This window comes from Paenibacillus sp. MT124, from assembly GCF_058792755.1.
In genome coordinates this window covers 1784418-1800913 of the sequence record NZ_CM179500.1, presented here as the reverse complement: position 1 = coordinate 1800913, position 16496 = coordinate 1784418, and the positions used below count along the sequence as shown (strand labels likewise).

Annotated in this window: 17 protein-coding genes; 4 read left to right on the top strand and 13 right to left on the bottom strand. The window is 49.1% G+C overall.

Annotation, left to right across the window (positions count from 1 at the left end):
• Positions 1 to 61 precede the first annotated feature (61 nt).
• The 3 genes from AC3RCI_RS08460 to AC3RCI_RS08450 all read right to left on the bottom strand — a co-directional run bounded on the left by AC3RCI_RS08460 (position 62) and on the right by AC3RCI_RS08450 (position 2740).
• Entirely contained in the window at positions 62 to 613 is a 552-nt protein-coding gene (locus tag AC3RCI_RS08460) for a nucleotidyltransferase family protein (RefSeq protein ID WP_336779312.1), read from the bottom strand.
• Positions 614 to 875: 262 nt separating this feature from the next.
• Positions 876 to 1733: a DMT family transporter gene (locus AC3RCI_RS08455; protein WP_336779311.1), complete on the bottom strand. Its 858-nt coding sequence runs from the start codon at positions 1731 to 1733 to the stop codon at positions 876 to 878.
• Between the two features lie 41 nt (positions 1734 to 1774).
• On the bottom strand, positions 1775 to 2740 hold the full coding sequence (locus tag AC3RCI_RS08450; RefSeq protein ID WP_492528607.1) for a metallophosphoesterase family protein: 966 nt from the start codon (positions 2738 to 2740) through the stop codon (positions 1775 to 1777).
• A gap of 211 nt (positions 2741 to 2951) precedes the next feature.
• On the opposite strand from AC3RCI_RS08450, the gene AC3RCI_RS08445 reads away from it, so the two are divergent.
• From AC3RCI_RS08445 to AC3RCI_RS08435, 3 genes are all read left to right on the top strand, one after another.
• The gene (locus tag AC3RCI_RS08445; protein WP_336779309.1) at positions 2952 to 3722 is read left to right on the top strand and encodes a DeoR/GlpR family DNA-binding transcription regulator; all 771 of its coding nucleotides are present in this window, start codon (positions 2952 to 2954) and stop codon (positions 3720 to 3722) included.
• A gap of 73 nt (positions 3723 to 3795) precedes the next feature.
• Positions 3796 to 4341, top strand: coding sequence for a TetR/AcrR family transcriptional regulator (locus AC3RCI_RS08440; protein WP_492472742.1), 546 nt, complete (start codon positions 3796 to 3798; stop codon positions 4339 to 4341).
• Between the two features lie 71 nt (positions 4342 to 4412).
• Complete coding sequence (locus tag AC3RCI_RS08435) at positions 4413 to 5531, top strand: MFS transporter (RefSeq protein WP_492528605.1); 1119 nt, start codon at positions 4413 to 4415, stop codon at positions 5529 to 5531.
• A gap of 110 nt (positions 5532 to 5641) precedes the next feature.
• On the opposite strand, the gene AC3RCI_RS08430 is transcribed toward AC3RCI_RS08435, so the two are convergent.
• Positions 5642 to 5824 carry a hypothetical protein gene (locus AC3RCI_RS08430; RefSeq protein ID WP_492528603.1) on the bottom strand — a complete coding sequence of 61 codons (183 nt, stop codon included), beginning with the start codon at positions 5822 to 5824 and terminating at the stop codon, positions 5642 to 5644.
• Positions 5825 to 5913: 89 nt separating this feature from the next.
• On the bottom strand, positions 5914 to 6441 hold the full coding sequence (locus tag AC3RCI_RS08425; RefSeq protein ID WP_492528601.1) for a GrpB family protein: 528 nt from the start codon (positions 6439 to 6441) through the stop codon (positions 5914 to 5916).
• A 211-nt stretch (positions 6442 to 6652) separates the two neighbouring features.
• On the opposite strand from AC3RCI_RS08425, the gene AC3RCI_RS08420 reads away from it, so the two are divergent.
• A complete protein-coding gene (locus AC3RCI_RS08420; RefSeq protein WP_492528599.1) occupies positions 6653 to 6937 on the top strand; it encodes a SunI/YnzG family protein in 285 nt (94 codons plus the stop codon).
• Between the two features lie 111 nt (positions 6938 to 7048).
• Here the strand turns inward: AC3RCI_RS08420 and AC3RCI_RS08415 are convergent, their stop codons facing one another.
• The 8 genes from AC3RCI_RS08415 to AC3RCI_RS08380 form a co-directional block, all read right to left on the bottom strand.
• Positions 7049 to 8011 carry a glycosyl hydrolase gene (locus tag AC3RCI_RS08415; protein WP_492528597.1) on the bottom strand — a complete coding sequence of 321 codons (963 nt, stop codon included), beginning with the start codon at positions 8009 to 8011 and terminating at the stop codon, positions 7049 to 7051.
• 91 nt (positions 8012 to 8102) lie between these two features.
• Entirely contained in the window at positions 8103 to 9113 is a 1011-nt protein-coding gene (locus AC3RCI_RS08410; protein WP_127539294.1) for a carbohydrate ABC transporter permease, read from the bottom strand.
• 30 nt (positions 9114 to 9143) lie between these two features.
• Complete coding sequence (locus AC3RCI_RS08405) at positions 9144 to 10043, bottom strand: carbohydrate ABC transporter permease (protein WP_492528595.1); 900 nt, start codon at positions 10041 to 10043, stop codon at positions 9144 to 9146.
• On the bottom strand, positions 10040 to 12625 hold the full coding sequence (locus AC3RCI_RS08400; RefSeq protein ID WP_492528593.1) for a DUF5696 domain-containing protein: 2586 nt from the start codon (positions 12623 to 12625) through the stop codon (positions 10040 to 10042). The genes AC3RCI_RS08405 and AC3RCI_RS08400 overlap by 4 nt, the downstream gene beginning before the upstream one ends.
• A 14-nt stretch (positions 12626 to 12639) precedes the next feature.
• A complete protein-coding gene (locus AC3RCI_RS08395; protein ID WP_095359181.1) occupies positions 12640 to 13260 on the bottom strand; it encodes a YIP1 family protein in 621 nt (206 codons plus the stop codon).
• On the bottom strand, positions 13241 to 14707 hold the full coding sequence (locus AC3RCI_RS08390; RefSeq protein ID WP_492528591.1) for an NHL repeat-containing protein: 1467 nt from the start codon (positions 14705 to 14707) through the stop codon (positions 13241 to 13243). The genes AC3RCI_RS08395 and AC3RCI_RS08390 overlap by 20 nt, the downstream gene beginning before the upstream one ends.
• Before the next feature lie 11 nt (positions 14708 to 14718).
• Positions 14719 to 15582, bottom strand: a complete 864-nt coding sequence (locus AC3RCI_RS08385) for a carbohydrate ABC transporter permease (protein ID WP_017689719.1) — start codon at positions 15580 to 15582, stop codon at positions 14719 to 14721.
• Between the two features lie 2 nt (positions 15583 to 15584).
• Positions 15585 to 16496, bottom strand: a complete 912-nt coding sequence (locus tag AC3RCI_RS08380) for a carbohydrate ABC transporter permease (protein WP_095288390.1) — start codon at positions 16494 to 16496, stop codon at positions 15585 to 15587.

Genomic DNA, 16496 nt, shown 5'->3' with positions numbered 1-16496 from the left:
CCAAGCTCCATGGATTGAATGTTAGCAGTTTCGCTGAAAGGTCCATTACGACCTCTGAAACTCATCCCTTCACAATTGTGAGCTTCGGCCATTGCTCCTGCCAGTGCTTCTTCTCTACACGCCGATTGTACTCCATGACATTCTCGTATAATGGACTACGGCGAACAGTTAATGCATACAGGTCATCTAATCCATGCGGGGCACAGAACCCAATCTGGTCCTGTTCATCCAGCTGAACGCCTATGGCGGTTACGATCTCAGGCCAGTATCGCAGGGCATCTTCTGTAGACTGATAGGGCACTGTGCCATTGCGCAGATGCATTCTCGCCTGGTTTTTCACGGACCACTTGGGATTGCCTGTCGCCTCCCGCAGCTGCAGCTCCAGTTGTACATCGCGCCCTTCATTCAGGTCTTCGGGATCGAAGTATACCACATCAATATCGCTGTGCAGTTCGCGCCGAGTATATCCATGGAGAAGATCCCAAATGTAATTACGAATATACCCCGCACCGATGTAACACTGAGGCAGCTCCAGGCTCCGAACCTGCCGCAAATCATGCATTAATTTCTCATGTGCCTTAATGGACTGGATGAATCTCTCCTCAAGCAGCACCTGATCCTCTCCTTACTTCTTTGCTCTTTAGGTCCTATCTATGACTCTACCTCTTTGAAATCGTCTGACTCCAATATACCATGCTTAAGTACCTTCGATAAAATAGACAAATCCCCTCAGTCCATACCTGGAAGATCATCTTGGACAGATGCTCCTTAAGGTATGTCTCCACTGAGGGGATTTGAAAGATTTATTTGTAAGCTTCAGAAGCGCGGAACAGCAGCAAGGACTTACACCATGTATCCATGATCCGGAATTGGGTTCATCCCCACATGCCGATCAGCAGGATTCCACCGAAAATGACGATGGAGCAGAGAATCCGCTTTTTCCCCTGCTGCTCTTTTAACAATAAAATGCCGAGGAACGCCGCAAATACCGTTCCCACTTCACGCAAAGGACCCAATCTCGCCATGGGAGCCTGCTCCAAAGCAAACAGGAATAACAGGTACGAACCTGGGTTCAATAGTGCCCCAAGCATAATGGTGGATCGGTTCACTTTCCATTCCTGGCGTAATTGCCGGGAAGCCAGAAGCGCCGGTGTCAGTCCCGCAACAAATCCGATGTTCGTCACCTCAAGCAGCGACAAGGGCGAGATATGCTGCAGGTTCAATTTGTCCACAAATACATAACTGGTCGTGCATAGTCCCACGCATAAAGCCATCAGTACCGGCTTCAATCCCTGTTCCCGTGAACCCTGCTTGGCATTTTTGCCTCCTACCCCGCTAAGTACCAGAAATCCACCGAGCATGCAGGCAATCCCGATCCATCCGAATGAAGACAGGGTTTCTCCCAGAAAAAAGACACCAATCAGAGGCACCAGCAAGGTACTCGTTCCCCGCATAATGGGATAAATCTGAGACAAGTCTCCAAGCTCGTAGGTTTGAGATAACAGCCAGGAATATAACGCCTGCAGAGCCATAGACAAAACCAACAGGGCATAAGCTGGCATGGTTAAGGGTTCACGTACCAACTCCACAATGAGTACAGGCAGCAGGATGACGGTAGGAATCATCATAATGGACCACAGAAACACACTCTTATTCAAACTTCGTTTGGTGAACATGCTCCAGACGGCATGAGCCATTCCGGATGCGAGCACCAGAAATATTGGTAAAATCATACGTTATTAATTCCTCTCTAATCGCCTTGCTCTATTGAACTCTATTTCGCTGAAGTGCTCTCAGGTTGATGTTCCGGCTGTTCCATGACGAGTGATCCGTCTTCGAGACGAATCCAAGTATCGAAGCTGCGCTGACCTGCCTGCAGCTGAATGACCCTTCCTCCGCGCAGCATACCTTCTCTTCCATACGTATTGTGCCCGCTCGAGCGCCCGTAACAGAGACGAATGCCGTGAAGTTCGCCGTGAAAATCATTCACGTGATCATGTCCGCAGAACGTACCCATCACATCTCCCATCTCCAGCAGCGCCGAGAACAGACCCGAGTTGACTTGTGCAGCACAGACGGGTTCGTGCTTGCTGCCGTAACATGTCTGAGTGTCCCACATCACTTGATATTCCGGAATCGGGATATGGAAAAACGCCAAGGCTGGAAGCTTCTCCCCGCGGCTGCGGCCGGGATTTACGCGTGTTGATTCAGACATCAGCCACTGGATCTGATTGGGCTGAACCCAGCCATAACCGGGGATCTCCGGGAACGACGAATAGCTTCCCGAATCAAGAAAATACAACACGGCTGCCGGAGTGCCATCCGCTCCTGCAATCTCGAGTGTGTAATTGCCCAGCCCTGCAATTTGGCCGGGACCCGGTTCCGTTACCGTATGGTGATGTTCCTGAATGACTTCCATCAGACCCGCCGGTGTAATCCGATTTTCGGTATCATGGTTACCGTACACAAATGCCCACGGAATCCCACATTCCTCCACAACAGATACGGCTTCGCGGAAGGCCTGTTCTGGATGCTCGCACGCCTTTTTCCCTGGATCAACGGGGCCTGTGTAGATTACATCTCCCGTAAATACGACCAGGTTAGGCTGCTCTGTTTCGATGACCGTTTTCATCAATTGACGGGTACGCAAGTCTTCAGGCCGACTATCTTTCCAATGCAGATCCGTAAACTGAACAATTTTGAACGTTTCATCCGCTTGAAATGCAAGCTGACGTCTCATATTGATTCCCCCTAATAGTTCGTTATGTACATACATCACACTGTTGTGGTTTCGTGTGGTTTTATGTTGTTTGTTTGTTCCGATCTTATCCCCACCTCTTCATCCTGTCAATACATTTATTCCGGTCATGAAATAAGCACACTATAGCTAGAAGTATAAAAATTAACGTAGAATAGAAAAAAGTACGAAATGGAATACGGGAGGGCAAGTTATGTCGTTAACCTATGAAGAACGCAGACAGACCATTCTAGCTCAATTGGCCACCCAGGGAAAAGTTCAGGTGCAGCTGCTGGCTGACCACTTTCAGGTATCAACGGAGACCATCCGGCGCGATTTAGACCGGCTTGAAAAGGAAGGTGAATTGCGTAAAGTCTATGGCGGTGCAGTTCGTGTACGCTCAGGAATGATTGAAGCCTCTTTTCAGAAGCGTTCATTACAGCAACTGACTGAAAAACAACGTATCGGCGCTGCTGCAGCATCCCTGATTGAGGATGGGGAAACCGTAATGTTGGACAACGGGACAACTACGCTTGAAATCATGCGCCAACTGAAAAATCGGTCGCAGATCACGGTGATTACCAACTCTGTGCCCATTCTTGCCTGTGCTCTGGAGAATTTCGCAGGTAAGATCATTTTTGCCGGAGGCGATATCAATCCAGCGGTACAAGCCTCGACAGGTCATCTGGCTCATGAATTGTTGAATCAATTCAAAGTCAATAAAGCCTTCATCTCTGCCGGCGGAATATCGTTAACGGACGGCATCACAGATTATATGCTGGAGGAAGCCCAGATCTCCCGTAAGATGATGGAACGTGCGGAGGAATCCATTCTTGTAGCGGACAACACCAAATTTGGACGCTCCACCTTTGCGCAGATTGCACCCTTGGATCAGATCTCTATGGTTATTACCGACGATGGATGTCCCCCAGAGTGGGTAGACGCGCTGCATGGAATGGAGATTGAAATGGTTCACAGAATTTGACAACCGAATTGAATTGTTATAATTTGGGGTATAATGATCGTTCTATCTGATCCTAAAGGGAGAGATTGCAGCTATGAGCAGCAAAAAGGAAATGCTGTTGAACGTGGCAGAAGATTTATTCTATCAACATGGATTTCACTCCATTGGCCTGAAGCGGATTATCACGGATGCAGATATTGCCATCATGACCTTATATAATCACTTTGATTCCAAGGATGACCTCATCGTGGAAGTTCTTCTTCGGAGAGAACTGCGATATCTGGAACAGCTGAGACAATATGCAGATAACAAGGCGCAGCCCCTGTTTCTGAATCTAGCCGAAGGGCATGCTCGCTGGCTGATGGAGCACGAGTCCCGGGGTTGTATGTTTTTGCGTGCCAAGGAAGAGTTTGGCGGCGATCCGGAACATGTGATTGTTCAAGCTGTGCATGCGCACAAAAAACATGTGATGACCCTGATAAAAAAATTAGATGCGTCCATTACGGATCGGGATATGATCCGATTTTCCCTACTCTTGGAGGGCTCCACCGCGCTCGCTGAGACTCAAGATGTAAGTATTGTCTGCCGGGAACTGCTTGACATGACTCGAAACAGTTTCAAGTTGTCCCACACCGGGTGAGTTATAGTTCAACTCACTTTTTTTATTTCAGCAGAAATATAATGATCGTTCTATCTAAAAAGGCGGTGGATATGTTGAAAAGAATTATTTTTCCCGGAATCGCACTTATTTCGGTATGTTATGCGTTCGGGAGATTCAGTTATGGTCTGTTTATGCCGGAAATTTCGCAATCGCTGCAGTTGGATGATACCCAGTCGGGTGCAATCAATTCAGCTACTTACATTGCCTATTGTCTCTCTTTGATCATTGCACCTTTGATTATTAATCGCATCGGACATTACCAGGTTATTCATATGGCCGGCATAAGCGCCATAATTGGTTTACTTGGCATCGCCCTTTCTCCAAATGCCTTGGTCCTAACCATAGCCGTATTTCTCGCCGGACTGAGTACAGGCCTGGCTTCTCCTGCCTTGGGTAACACCGTCTATGCGGAACTTCAGCCTGAGCAGCAGGCACGAGGTAACAGCTGGATTAACACGGGAACAGGCTTCGGCATTATTGTTTCCGGCCCAATTTATCTATTGTTCAGTGAATACTGGCGCTGGTCCTATATTTTCTTCGCTGTTCTTGGTGTTTTGGTTCTGCTGTGGAACAGACGCGTTCTTTCGCCACGCAAAACTGAACCTTGCACCAAATCACTCTGGGCATGCATGAAACCAACCAGACCTGGTGTAGCTCTGCTTATGGCTTCCCTATTGACAGGCTTTAGTTCTGCGATCTATTGGACGTTCGCGCGAAGCTTCCTGACGGACGAAAAAGGGGCCTCCGATTCGGAAGCCGTATTGTTCTGGATTGTGATGGGGATTTTGGGGATTTTGGGTGGATGTGCTGGCCGAATTATCGAACGAATCGGAATCGGGCGTTCCTATCATGTCGGTATCCTGCTGCTCGCTGTTTCCCTTGGTGTTATTATTCTGCCATCCATGACTGCCAGTCTGACGTCTGCCGTCTTGTTCGGAAGCACCTACATCTTCCTGACCAGCGTGTTTATCGTGTGGGCGACCAGACTATTCCGCCCAAATACGTCGATCGGGATCAGCCTTGCCTTTCTTGCACTGGGTGCGGGACAGTTCTTTGGCTCTTCCATTGCGGGTTACACGATTGATGCATTCTCCAATACGACAGCATTTATCGCGTTCGCCGTGTTGGGGCTGTTTGGATTGCTGATTCGGGTTAAGGTAGCAGAATAACGTCGATGTCTATGCCAGATATATGGTCAATACATTCACGGCACATCGGAAACCGATGTGTCCAGTGGATGTATCTGGTGTATTGGGGATTCTTATGTTGAGGGTGCACCTTAAACGCCTTGGTACGGTTGAATGATCAGCTCATCCCACACCTGAACTTCGATATAACGTTCCGGGCCCCATTCACCATTCCGGTTCCATTCCTGAGGCCATCCATAGTTCTGAATGACCTGCAGGATTTCATCTTTGGTATAAACCTGCTTACGATACGGCTTATCATCCGAATAACGCATAGTTGGGAAGAAATCTGATATGCGTTCAGGTCTGTCATACAGATCACGCCTTCGTCAGCGATATAAGTACACACTCTTTTATAAAGATACTAGCATCGTCTATCCTCGTACAGCCTGGCCTTCTGGATGACGGATTGAATAAAAGAAGCCTTAGCTGCAGTGTATCCCACACGGTCATGTCTGAACTGCTGTTCCAGCTTTTTCTTCAACGCGTAATACTCTTCCATAACTTCGGAGTCTCTCCTGAGAGCATTGCGAAACAGCAAGTTATCCTTCCATTCCACGCTCCTGTACTTGTAGACATGAAGATGATGCGTACCTGCTCTCCATTGTCCTTTTCGGAAAAACAAACGCTCCGGAAAATCCGGCTTGGGCACATACTCGTATCCCAGTTCTCCCAATGCTTCCATATGTACTGTCTTCACATCGTTCAACTCATGTACTGCTGCCATCATATCGATTAGTGGTTTCGCGCCCAGCCCCGGCACAGACGTACTCCCAATATGTTCAAAATCCACGCAGATCTCTGTCAGCACATTCATGATTTTATTACGTTCTTCGTGATAATCCTCAACCCATCTTGGGTCATATTCCGATACGACCACTTCTTCTCTCATAGCGATTCAGGCCTTTCTGTTCCTTACATTTATTAGTCATAGTGTACATCATGTGAAGAATGATGGAAATAACTGTTGTAAATCAATTCGGTCTGGCTTCAAGTGGTGTATTTAGCATTATTCGTTATTATTAAGGAAATATTAACCACTTAATGATAAACTGGTATAAAGGTGGTTCGCCTTAACTTATCACTGATTAGGAGGAGGACATATGATGCTAGGTGTAAAAGTAGAGCAGGAAGAAGATCAACTGATCATTCGCTGGCAGTTTTCTAAAATTAGAATTCCGATTACAGATATCCAATCCGTTACCCTTGAGGATACCTATGGTGGAAGTGAGCCTTCAGCCATTCGAATCGGCGCAGCGTATGGCGCTTCTGAAACCATCCTAATCCGCACAACCCATCAATCTTACGTCCTGTTCACTTCCAATGAGACTTTATTTCCGAAGATCAATGCTCTGATATCCAGCTCAGCGAGTAATCCTTACATTTGATTCTTATCCAGCCCCCATAAAAATCACGATAAAAAAGCGCTGGCATCCGCATAATTTCTTATGCCATGCTAGCGCTTTTTAGGTTCACGATACGCTGAACGCCTTGAACGACTATTTCCAACTCCACTCAGGCAACTGATCCAGAGTTATGACATAGTCGCTGTTGTACACTTCTTTTAAGAAATCCACAGTATTATGCTGGCCACCCCTCAGGAATTCACCTGTCCAGGTACAGAACCAGCTCCAATGAATGCCCTGCTCCTCCATCTGCTGTGGATCAGGAATGGAGCCGTTCTCCGCGAGTGCTATCAATTTGCTGTCACTCACCAAATTTCGCAAGTTCTCGTACCGTTCTGCAAGTGGATCATGGTCCCCTGCTTTCGGATATACATCCACGCTCACAATATCCACGACATCATCGCCCGGATACCATTCCGGATGTTCCGAGTTCCACACCCAGATGAGATTGCCCAGCTCATGTTGGTTGACCAATCGATCATACAGCAGACGATACAACTGTTTGGCAGGCTCAGGCCCTTTCGCTCCCCACCAGAACCACCCTCCTTCAGCTTCATGAAGTGGGCGGAATAACACAGGTACGCCTACATCCTTAAGCTCTTGCAGATGCCCGGCGATCACATCGATATCCCGGATCAACAAGGCATACTCATCCGATTCGGGGTGAGCCAGCGCGGAGGCGAGATCGAACGTTGTGGCCTCCGTATAAAATCCCCGCCACCACTCTTTGCCGGGTTCATCAATCAGCTGGGACGGTGCATTCCAGTGCCAACACAAGGTCACGATCCCGCCTTGCTGATGCCATGCAATCATATCTCGTATTTCCTCGGAGGTCGCCCCGCGCTCTTTTCTTGAAGGTGAGTATTCCATCAGATCAAACCCAATCACAGCTGGTTTCCGTCCCGTATTCTCATTAATCCAGTTCAGGTTGCTGTATTCCTGCTGTCCCGAAAGTACTGCCGACCCGTAACTCTTGACCAAGTACCTCATCAATTCCCTGGCCTCGGAAGTCGCATCTTGATTCACCAAGGTACTGCTTATCTTTTGTTCCGTCATTGAACATCCCCCATTCCAAGGCAGGGTACATAGCGACCCAAATATCAAAATCAACCGAATTACGTATCCTATATGACTACGCCAAACCCTCTTAACCAACAACGCCAGAACGCTCAATACTTTCCACGAAATAACGCTGTACAAACAGATACAAAATAATCAGCGGCGCAATCGCCAGCAAAATGCCGGTATCCACGATCATGGCGACATAGTTCGGGTCAGCCTTCATGCCGGAACTCGAACCAAAACCCATCAGTTGAGGAATCAACTGATTGGCCTGAGCCGGTAAGGAAGCGACCTTGAGTGAGATTAATGGACTTTCACTCATGAACAAAGCCGAATAAAACGTATCATTGTACTGCCACACAAAAGAAAACAGGATGACCGTGATCAGTGGTGAAATGGCATTGGGCAGCATGATTCGGGCAAATGTACGGAATCCGCCCGCGCCATCGATCAGCGCAGCTTCTTCGATCTCTTTGGGCATACCCTTGAAGAACTGTCGGAAAATATAAATGAACAGCCCTGCCTTCAGCCCACCGGCCGTCGCTGCAGTAATCATGGAAGGCCAATAGGTGTTTAACAGATTGACCCCCTCCCTGCCCGTAAATAGCTGGATGATGCCCAGAAAGTCGAAGCTGCGGAAATGCAGATACATCGGCACCATCAACGTGCTTGTCGGCACCAGAATGGTGAGAATCACCAGCACAAAGAGGACATTGCTTCCTGGAAAAGTAAAGCGGGCAAATCCATATCCGGCAAGTGCACAAGATATTGCCGTCAAAAGCGTCGTTATGGTAACAAACAGCAAGGTGTTCGCGAGCAAGGGCAGGTAATCCATTACCTGTGCGGCCAGCCTGATATTGTCCAGCGTGAAATGCTGGGGAATCATATAGATAGTTGGATTATAGATATCCTGTTTATCCTTGAACGCAACCGAGATTTTAAGAAATAACGGATACAGAATAATAAATGAAATGCCGATGATCAATGCATATCTGAATATGGAATAAAGGAGGTCCGATGTTTTATTTCGAACTCGCTGCAGTTGATAATTCTGCTTCGGAACCACCACCATGCGATCCGTTCCCGACACAGCCATAGTCTAGTAGCCCTCCTTTTACATGATCCGTCAGTTGTAATGAACCCGCCGTGACAATACCCAGCCGACAACGAGCAGCACAAGGCCGATCACCAGCGTATACAGCCAGGACATCGCCGAGCTCAGGCCAAAATTCTGGGTCTTAAATGCCGTTTGGTAGATGGCTTGTGTAACTGGACTTCCGGCAAATGAATCAATAATCGTATAAATGACATTTGTCAATATCAGCGGACTGACCATTGGAAATGTAATTTTCCAGAATGATTCATAGGCCGTTGCCCCTTCGATTTTGGCTACTTCATACATGGAACCGGGTACGGACTGCAGGGCGGCGAGAAAGATCAGAATCTGAACGCCTGAGCGGCTAATGATCTCGTAAATTCGCATGATGGCTTCTACGATGTAATCCACATAGGCCAGCGGCAGTCCAACATCAGCCAGCATCCGAACGATGGAAACCACGTTAAACGAAGCTCCTCCATCAGCCGTCGATTCAACGGCGCTGGCGTCGCCCATCAGATTGATCAGACCTGCAGATTCGGCTGCCGCTACCGCACTGGAGGCCAGAATAACGGGCAGGAAGAAGATCGCCCGAGCCATGGTTCTGCCCTTGAACTTCTGATTGAGTAAGGTAGCCGTAAATAGGCTGAAAAACAATATCATGGGCACATTCAGCAGCATGGCCCCAACCGAGTCAATCAGGATCCGGTTAAAGGTAGCATCCACGAGAAGTGCATCCTTAAAATTTTTCAGTCCGACAAATTCAAGAACGTATCCTCCTGGAGCCACTGACAAGTTGCTGAAGCTGAACCGAATCGATTGCAGGAGCGGCGTGGCAAAAAGGAAGATGAAACCAAGCAGCCACGGTGAGATAAACGCAAGACCGAGCAGTGCTCTCCGTGATTTCAATGATAAACGCAGGGTTCTCATTGGCTCACTCCTTCCACGGCATAGTCCATTTTGCCAACCGACACTCCGTCTACAGTTACCCGATCATCAGTGTAGTTTACAAGGATAGTCGTACCGCCGCTGTACGTGACCCGGACCACGCCTTCCTGAATTCGTTCATGCCCGGTCATCTGCTGATTCCCCAACCCTTTCAACACCTCATTTGCTTCCTTGTACAGAACAACCGCATCATCAATCCAGTCTTTGTACGCGGTAGCATATGCCGAATCATAATTCGTTAACTTCAGCCTGGATGATGGTTCATGAGTCCATTGGAAATGCGGAGCTGCACCAAGCTCAAGACTTCGCAGCAGCTGCTTGCGCAGATCCTGATCTCCTGTTGTATTCATGGGAGATGCGGCGTAGTTCATATAACCATGAATGACCATTTCATAAAAAGGAACTTCCTCATCGGTAATGTTGAACCAACTGGAGCCTTGAGGCACATCTACTACATGCTCCGCATATCCCCATGCATAGGCATTAGCCGATGATAACATCATGCTCGGATATTCCTGCTGCAGCTTGCCAAGCTGCTCCTTCACAATGCTCTTGGCCGTCTCGCGGTGAATGACACGGCTATCCCGATAATCGGAAGCTAGAACCTGCCCGAGATCACGGAGTGACAATCCGCTGAATTCCAGTTTGGTAATGTTCTCGGCAAATTCGCCAACCACATAAGGAAGCTTCGCAGCCGAGAGCAGATAATAGCTGTCCTTGCTCTGATCCATTCGGTTGAGAGCAGGACTGTAAGGATACAATTCCGCGGTCTCCTTGGTTACAAACCGGGCCGCATCAGAAGACGGCGCAAAACGCCAGTCATCATGATAGATCCGCTGGAATGCCACATCAGGGAATAGAGTTCCCCCTGACTGCTGCAATCGGGCAGACAGCTCCTGCAGCTCAGAGCGACTGCCTACTTCACGATCCAGCTTCACTTGGGTCGGTGTATGGTGGCTGAACCCGCCACCGAACCAGCCCTGATACCGCATCTGTACAAGGCTCACACCTTCCTGCTGTAACTTTGCTGCCATGTCGGCAGCCTGTTCATACGTCGTCATGGCTAGTGTGGTCCGATAAGGCACACCCAGAAATGAGGCCTTTTGGTCGACTGCACCGAGTACACTCACATAGAACGGCAGCTCCGTCTGTTCTTCCAGCGGCTTCAGCACACCCCTATCCACCAACTGCTGCTGATATAGGCGAGCCATACCGGAATAACTGGCATCTTCTCCATACAGGAAATGATATCGGACCTGGATATCTCCGCGAAAAGGCTCTTCACTCAGCAGTTGAATCTCCTGCATGTTCTGCGAGGTATACATCTCCAGTTCATCCTCCCCACGCAGGGAGAAGGTCGCATGTACATGGTTGTAGCTGTTCTGCCTGCCTCCGATATCGGCAGAGATGCTGGCCATTCCGTCTCCTTTTTCAATCACGGCAAACCAGGCATGCTCCCCGTTCTTCAGGCCAAATACAGGCATATGTGCTGATTCGCTGACCTGGGGCCGAGTGAGCGAATTGTCGTTGGGATCTGCACCGTATACACGCTGTACATACTGCTCTTCCTTGACCTTTCCGTTATTCAGATGGATCAAGCTGCCTGACCCGTCCGGCACGAACATGTACCCTTCGCCCTTGGTATCCGCTGCACCGAAGTAAGCGAGCAAATCCATGTTACGAATACGATATTGACCACTCTCTTCCACTTGACTCAGAGGTACGGTCACCACCAGCGAGCCTTGATCCAATCGATATTCCACCGGGATGACGAAGCTGGGCTTATCCGATGCCCCGCCACCTTCAACCCCATTTTCCTGATTGTCATAAGCAAGATCGTCTGCCGTGTAACCCGCTGTCTCAAAAGCATCCAGCATCTTGTTCAGGACAAGCTGCTTCGAGATCTGTCCATCCAGCCTTTCCAGAACATCCGGGTTGTCCTTGGTTGGATAGTAACGGGCAGAAGCATACCTTGCGGCGGTAGCATCCAGTTTCGAAAGAACCTTCTCCTCCAGGCGCTGTTTGCTAATCAATCTCGGCAATGCATCGATACCGAGCGAGGTATCTCCAAGTGTGTAGGTAATCCGGATTCCCCCATCCACATTGGCAGCAACAAATTGTTTGTTGGTAATACTGGTGCTGAAATTCGGAAAGTTCTCCAGTGTACCTATCGCATCCCGGAAGGAGATGTTTAGTTGGGACGACAGGACTTCTTTCTCATAAGCCGAAGCCAGACCATCTTGCGTGCGTCCTTTCGGATTGCTGTACCAGATCTCTCCGCTAGCTCCGTCACGCACGGCGATCTCGGTTGTCTCCTCGTTATAATAAAGTGCCAAGCCCTGATCCTCAGCGACCAACTGCATGCCTGGCACTCCCTGTGAGGTATCCGTAAGATACTTCAGTGAATCCGTTTCGGCAGGTATTGCCTCCGTTGTTGCTTCCAGATAAGCCGCTACTTCTACAGCGGGTACTCCCCTGTTGTTGATATACAGCAGTCCGGCTGCCATCAGAATTACAGCTGTGCCACTGGCCAGCACCGTATATAATCGTTGCCTTTTGATCACGGATGCCGCCTCCTTTAGGTCCGAAAAATCAACTCGCGGTATATGTTATAACCGAATTCATATAATTGCTGCAGCATACTGAACACGAGCGCTCCTAGGAAAACGATAATCCCCATCACAATGAGCGTCAGCAGCATCGTAATGATCGTTTTGAACACCGTATATTGGTGCACCGTCATCGTGCCAATGAACAGGAGCAGCAGAAACCAGAAGAATGCGATGCTGTTAAACAGGTAATAAAAAGCAGTTTCCTCCTGCACCATGAACCGGCTGATGACGATCATTGGGGCATAGATCAGAATAACCGGTATGAGCGAGTATCCTGTCGCGAGAAAGATTTCCCTGAACTTGCCTTCCCCTTCCATCAGCGTCGTCACCGACCAATTGGCAATGCACCATAGGAAGAACGGCACCGCAACCGTCGCGATCTCCACAATACTGTTGATGGTGCGAGGATCCGTAAAATTGACGAGAAATCCCGCGTATTGCTTTTGCAAAGTCATCATGATGATGGTGAGCGCGAGTGCCAAAAAGGCAACAAGCATCCGTCCCCGGTTATCCGACTTGAGGTCCCAGTATGCATCGATAGGGTGAAAAATGAGATGCAGCGGAAACTTAATGTAATCCTGCTTCACGGTCAATCTGCCTCCTCCGTTTCCATTTAACCGCCACCCGGGCCAGGATCAGAATGAAAATCAGTACCATACCTGCGGTCAGGAACGTGCCGAAATGTTCCTTCATCATCTCCCGCCGGTACCTTTTGAACGCCACCGAATAACTCTTGCGGTCCATCCCAAGCTCGAAGTAGCCGAGAGCCTCCTTATTTTTCTTCTCCATGAGCAAGGATTTGCCGATACCGATATAGGCAATATCATAATTGGCGTTCAGCTTCAGTACTTCTTGCCAAATATGCACAGCTTCCGTATCCTCACCCTGATAATGAAGGGCAACCGCCACATTCACGTTGGTTCCAAACCGAGTCGGCTCATAGACCACCAGGTTGCTCTTCCCCCGGTCAAGAACCAGCTGGTGATCGCCGGATTGCTCAATGGCAACGGGTGTTTTGAGGGTGCCCACCTGATTTCCTTTGCCACCATAGATGTAGAGCAGATGACCCTCATCGTCGTAAGTGAACACCCGATTCTGTGTCGCGTCCAGCACACTGTACATGCCGTTGCCCAGCACTTTCACATCAATAAGCTTGGATGGCCCCGTATTGTTGCGGAACCGGATATCCCCCTTGACGTCAAAATAACCAAACCGCTTCAGCACATCTTCTCCGGACGGATTGAGTCGTTTGATCGGCTCATTCGAACCAGGATCGATATTGGTTGCGTAGACAAACCCTTTATGGTCGATATCCACGCTCGAAAACTCGGTCGGTACAAACAGGACCATCTGTGCCCGCTGGGCCTTGGTGGAGAACATGCGCCAGATATATTCGCCGTAGTCCCGCTCCACCTTATTGGTGCCGACGTATCCGATGAACTTCCCCGTCTCGTCAAACTGCATAATTCCTTCGTAAACGCCTTGAGCTACTACATAAACCCGGCCCTCATGGTCAACCGTCAACTTCAGCGGCTGGAATTGAAAATTCGTCGCCAGAACATCCGACTCGGGCGCCTTGATCATATGATCCAATTGTCCCTCTGCATCCAGGATCACGACCCGACTGTTCCCTGTATCTGCGACATAGATTCGCTCTTCTTCATCCACAAACAGTCCACCGGGAGCATTAAATGTTTCCTTGCTGCCTTCTCCCGTGAACCCGTCCATGACCCGAAGAAGCTTATACTCTGCATCCAATATAACAATCCGGCTGTTGCCGCTATCCAAAATATAGATCTGACCGGATGGAGATACATTCACATCACCGGGATCCTTGAACTCCCCGATGCCCAAATCGCTGCCCGAGATGGTTCGCTTGGGCAGATAGGCATCCGGGGAAGGAACGGCTTCTCTCCAGGAGTTGTAGTTATAACTCTCATACGGCGCCGAAGAAGCTGCCGCAGGCACCGCATTCGCCAGCAGCAGGGATACTGCCGCCAGGAGAACAAGCCATCTTTTCACTGTGCGTGCCATATCGCTCCCCCTCAATCCTTCATGCCCGAGCTCGCCATCGTCTCAATAATGCGGCTCTGCGAGAAAATAAACAGTGTAATCGGCACACTCATCAGAATAAGTGCCACCGCAGCACCTGCTCCTGCCCGGGATATTCCGCCTTGAATGATCTGGCCTGCTGCGTAGTGCAGTGTCTTGAGCTGCTCGCTGTAAATGTAGCCATTGCCGTCACTGCCCCATAACATCTGGAACAGCAGGATGATCAAGGTCAGCCAGGCGGGCTTCACATTTGGCATCACAATCGACCAGAAGATCCGGTATTCACTCGCACCATCAATCTTCGCCGCTTCCAGCAATGCATCCGGAATCTGCTCCATGAACTGCTTCATCAGATACAGACCAAGTGAATAGGCGAATGCCGGAATAATAACGGCCCAATACGTGTCGATCCAGCCGAGCCAGGACATGATCATATAATTGGGAATGGCCGTTACAGCAGGTGTGAACATGAGCGATAGCACAACCACCTGGAACATGAACACTTTGCCCGGAAATTTATGCTTGGCAAGTGGATAGGCCGCTGCAGAAGCCAAGAGCACATGACCCACAATACCGATGCCCGTGATAAATACGGTATTGAATATATATCGTGAGAAGGGCACCCACGAGTCGCTCAGCAGATTCAGCAAATCCGTAAAATTGCTGAACGTTGGATTTTTGACAAACAACGTCGGTGGAAAGGTAAAAATCTCATCCAGCGGTTTGAAGGCATTGTTGATCGCATAGATCAGCGGCAGTACCATGAAGGCACCAAATACGAGCAGAAGGGCAAACAGGGAGAGACTGCCGGATAACGAGCGATTCACCCGCTTTTTGCCTGTCGCAATTGCAGCCATAGCTATTCTCCCACCCTTCGCAGCAATTTCTGTACCAACAGGTTAGTGCCTACCATAATCATGAAAAGTACGGTTGCAATCGCCGAAGCATAACCCATCTCAAACCGTGTTGTACCAAAGTCGATCAGGTGAGTGACCACCGTCTCTGCCGCATAGTTCACGCTTGGAAACCCAGCCAGTGCGATGGAGACATCCGCCACGGCAAACGAGGTGGTGAGTTGAATGACTGCACCGAACATCAGCTGCGGCCGCATGGAAGGCAAAGTAATATACCAGAGCTCCTGCCAGCGATTTTTGACCCCGTCTACCGCACCTGCTTCATATAACGTCCGGTCAACCGTCTGCAACCCGGCGATGAATGCCAGAAACCCCGTACCCAAGCTCAGCCACAGCTGCACGAGGATAAGAATAGGCATGATGTAAGCCTCCGTCTTCAGCCACTGGATCGGTTCCAGCAGGAAGCCCCATCGGATCAATAATCCATTGGCAATACCGTAGCGATCGCCCGAGAAGATCATCAACCAGATAAAGTAGACATTTCCGGAAATGGAGGGCGCGTAAAAGATCAATGTCATGAATGCCCTCCATTTGGGCGTCAATTCATTAATGATCCAGGCAAACACGAAGCAGGCAATATAACTGATGGGTCCGGTAATAATGGCAAACAGCAGCGTATTCTTGATGGCGATCAGGAATACGTCATCCTCCAAAAACAACCGAGTGTAGTTCTGCCAGCCAATAAAACGCGGAAACTCCAGCATGTTGAAATAGGTAAAGCTGAGTATGATTGAGATAACAACCGGGATCACGGTAAACATGGTGAACAGAATCATGTAGGGAGCCAGCAGGACATAGGAATGCTTGCTGGCCTTCATCTCCTGGAGCTTCCAGCTCCACCATGATTTCATGCCCAT

What these genes read in the sequence shown, in the direction of transcription:
- AC3RCI_RS08455 (WP_336779311.1), bottom strand. Translation starts at nt 1,733, where the DNA reads ATGATTTTACCAATATTTCTGGTGCTCGCATCCGGAATGGCTCATGCC.
- AC3RCI_RS08450 (WP_492528607.1), bottom strand. Translation starts at nt 2,740, where the DNA reads ATGAGACGTCAGCTTGCATTTCAAGCGGATGAAACGTTCAAAATTGTT.
- AC3RCI_RS08445 (WP_336779309.1), top strand. Translation starts at nt 2,952, where the DNA reads ATGTCGTTAACCTATGAAGAACGCAGACAGACCATTCTAGCTCAATTG.
- AC3RCI_RS08440 (WP_492472742.1), top strand. Translation starts at nt 3,796, where the DNA reads ATGAGCAGCAAAAAGGAAATGCTGTTGAACGTGGCAGAAGATTTATTC.
- AC3RCI_RS08435 (WP_492528605.1), top strand. Translation starts at nt 4,413, where the DNA reads ATGTTGAAAAGAATTATTTTTCCCGGAATCGCACTTATTTCGGTATGT.
- AC3RCI_RS08430 (WP_492528603.1), bottom strand. Translation starts at nt 5,824, where the DNA reads ATGCGTTATTCGGATGATAAGCCGTATCGTAAGCAGGTTTATACCAAA.
- AC3RCI_RS08425 (WP_492528601.1), bottom strand. Translation starts at nt 6,441, where the DNA reads ATGAGAGAAGAAGTGGTCGTATCGGAATATGACCCAAGATGGGTTGAG.
- AC3RCI_RS08420 (WP_492528599.1), top strand. Translation starts at nt 6,653, where the DNA reads ATGATGCTAGGTGTAAAAGTAGAGCAGGAAGAAGATCAACTGATCATT.
- AC3RCI_RS08415 (WP_492528597.1), bottom strand. Translation starts at nt 8,011, where the DNA reads ATGACGGAACAAAAGATAAGCAGTACCTTGGTGAATCAAGATGCGACT.
- AC3RCI_RS08410 (WP_127539294.1), bottom strand. Translation starts at nt 9,113, where the DNA reads ATGGCTGTGTCGGGAACGGATCGCATGGTGGTGGTTCCGAAGCAGAAT.
- AC3RCI_RS08405 (WP_492528595.1), bottom strand. Translation starts at nt 10,043, where the DNA reads ATGAGAACCCTGCGTTTATCATTGAAATCACGGAGAGCACTGCTCGGT.
- AC3RCI_RS08390 (WP_492528591.1), bottom strand. Translation starts at nt 14,707, where the DNA reads ATGGCACGCACAGTGAAAAGATGGCTTGTTCTCCTGGCGGCAGTATCC.
- AC3RCI_RS08385 (WP_017689719.1), bottom strand. Translation starts at nt 15,582, where the DNA reads ATGGCTGCAATTGCGACAGGCAAAAAGCGGGTGAATCGCTCGTTATCC.
- AC3RCI_RS08380 (WP_095288390.1), bottom strand. Translation starts at nt 16,496, where the DNA reads ATGGGCATGAAATCATGGTGGAGCTGGAAGCTCCAGGAGATGAAGGCC.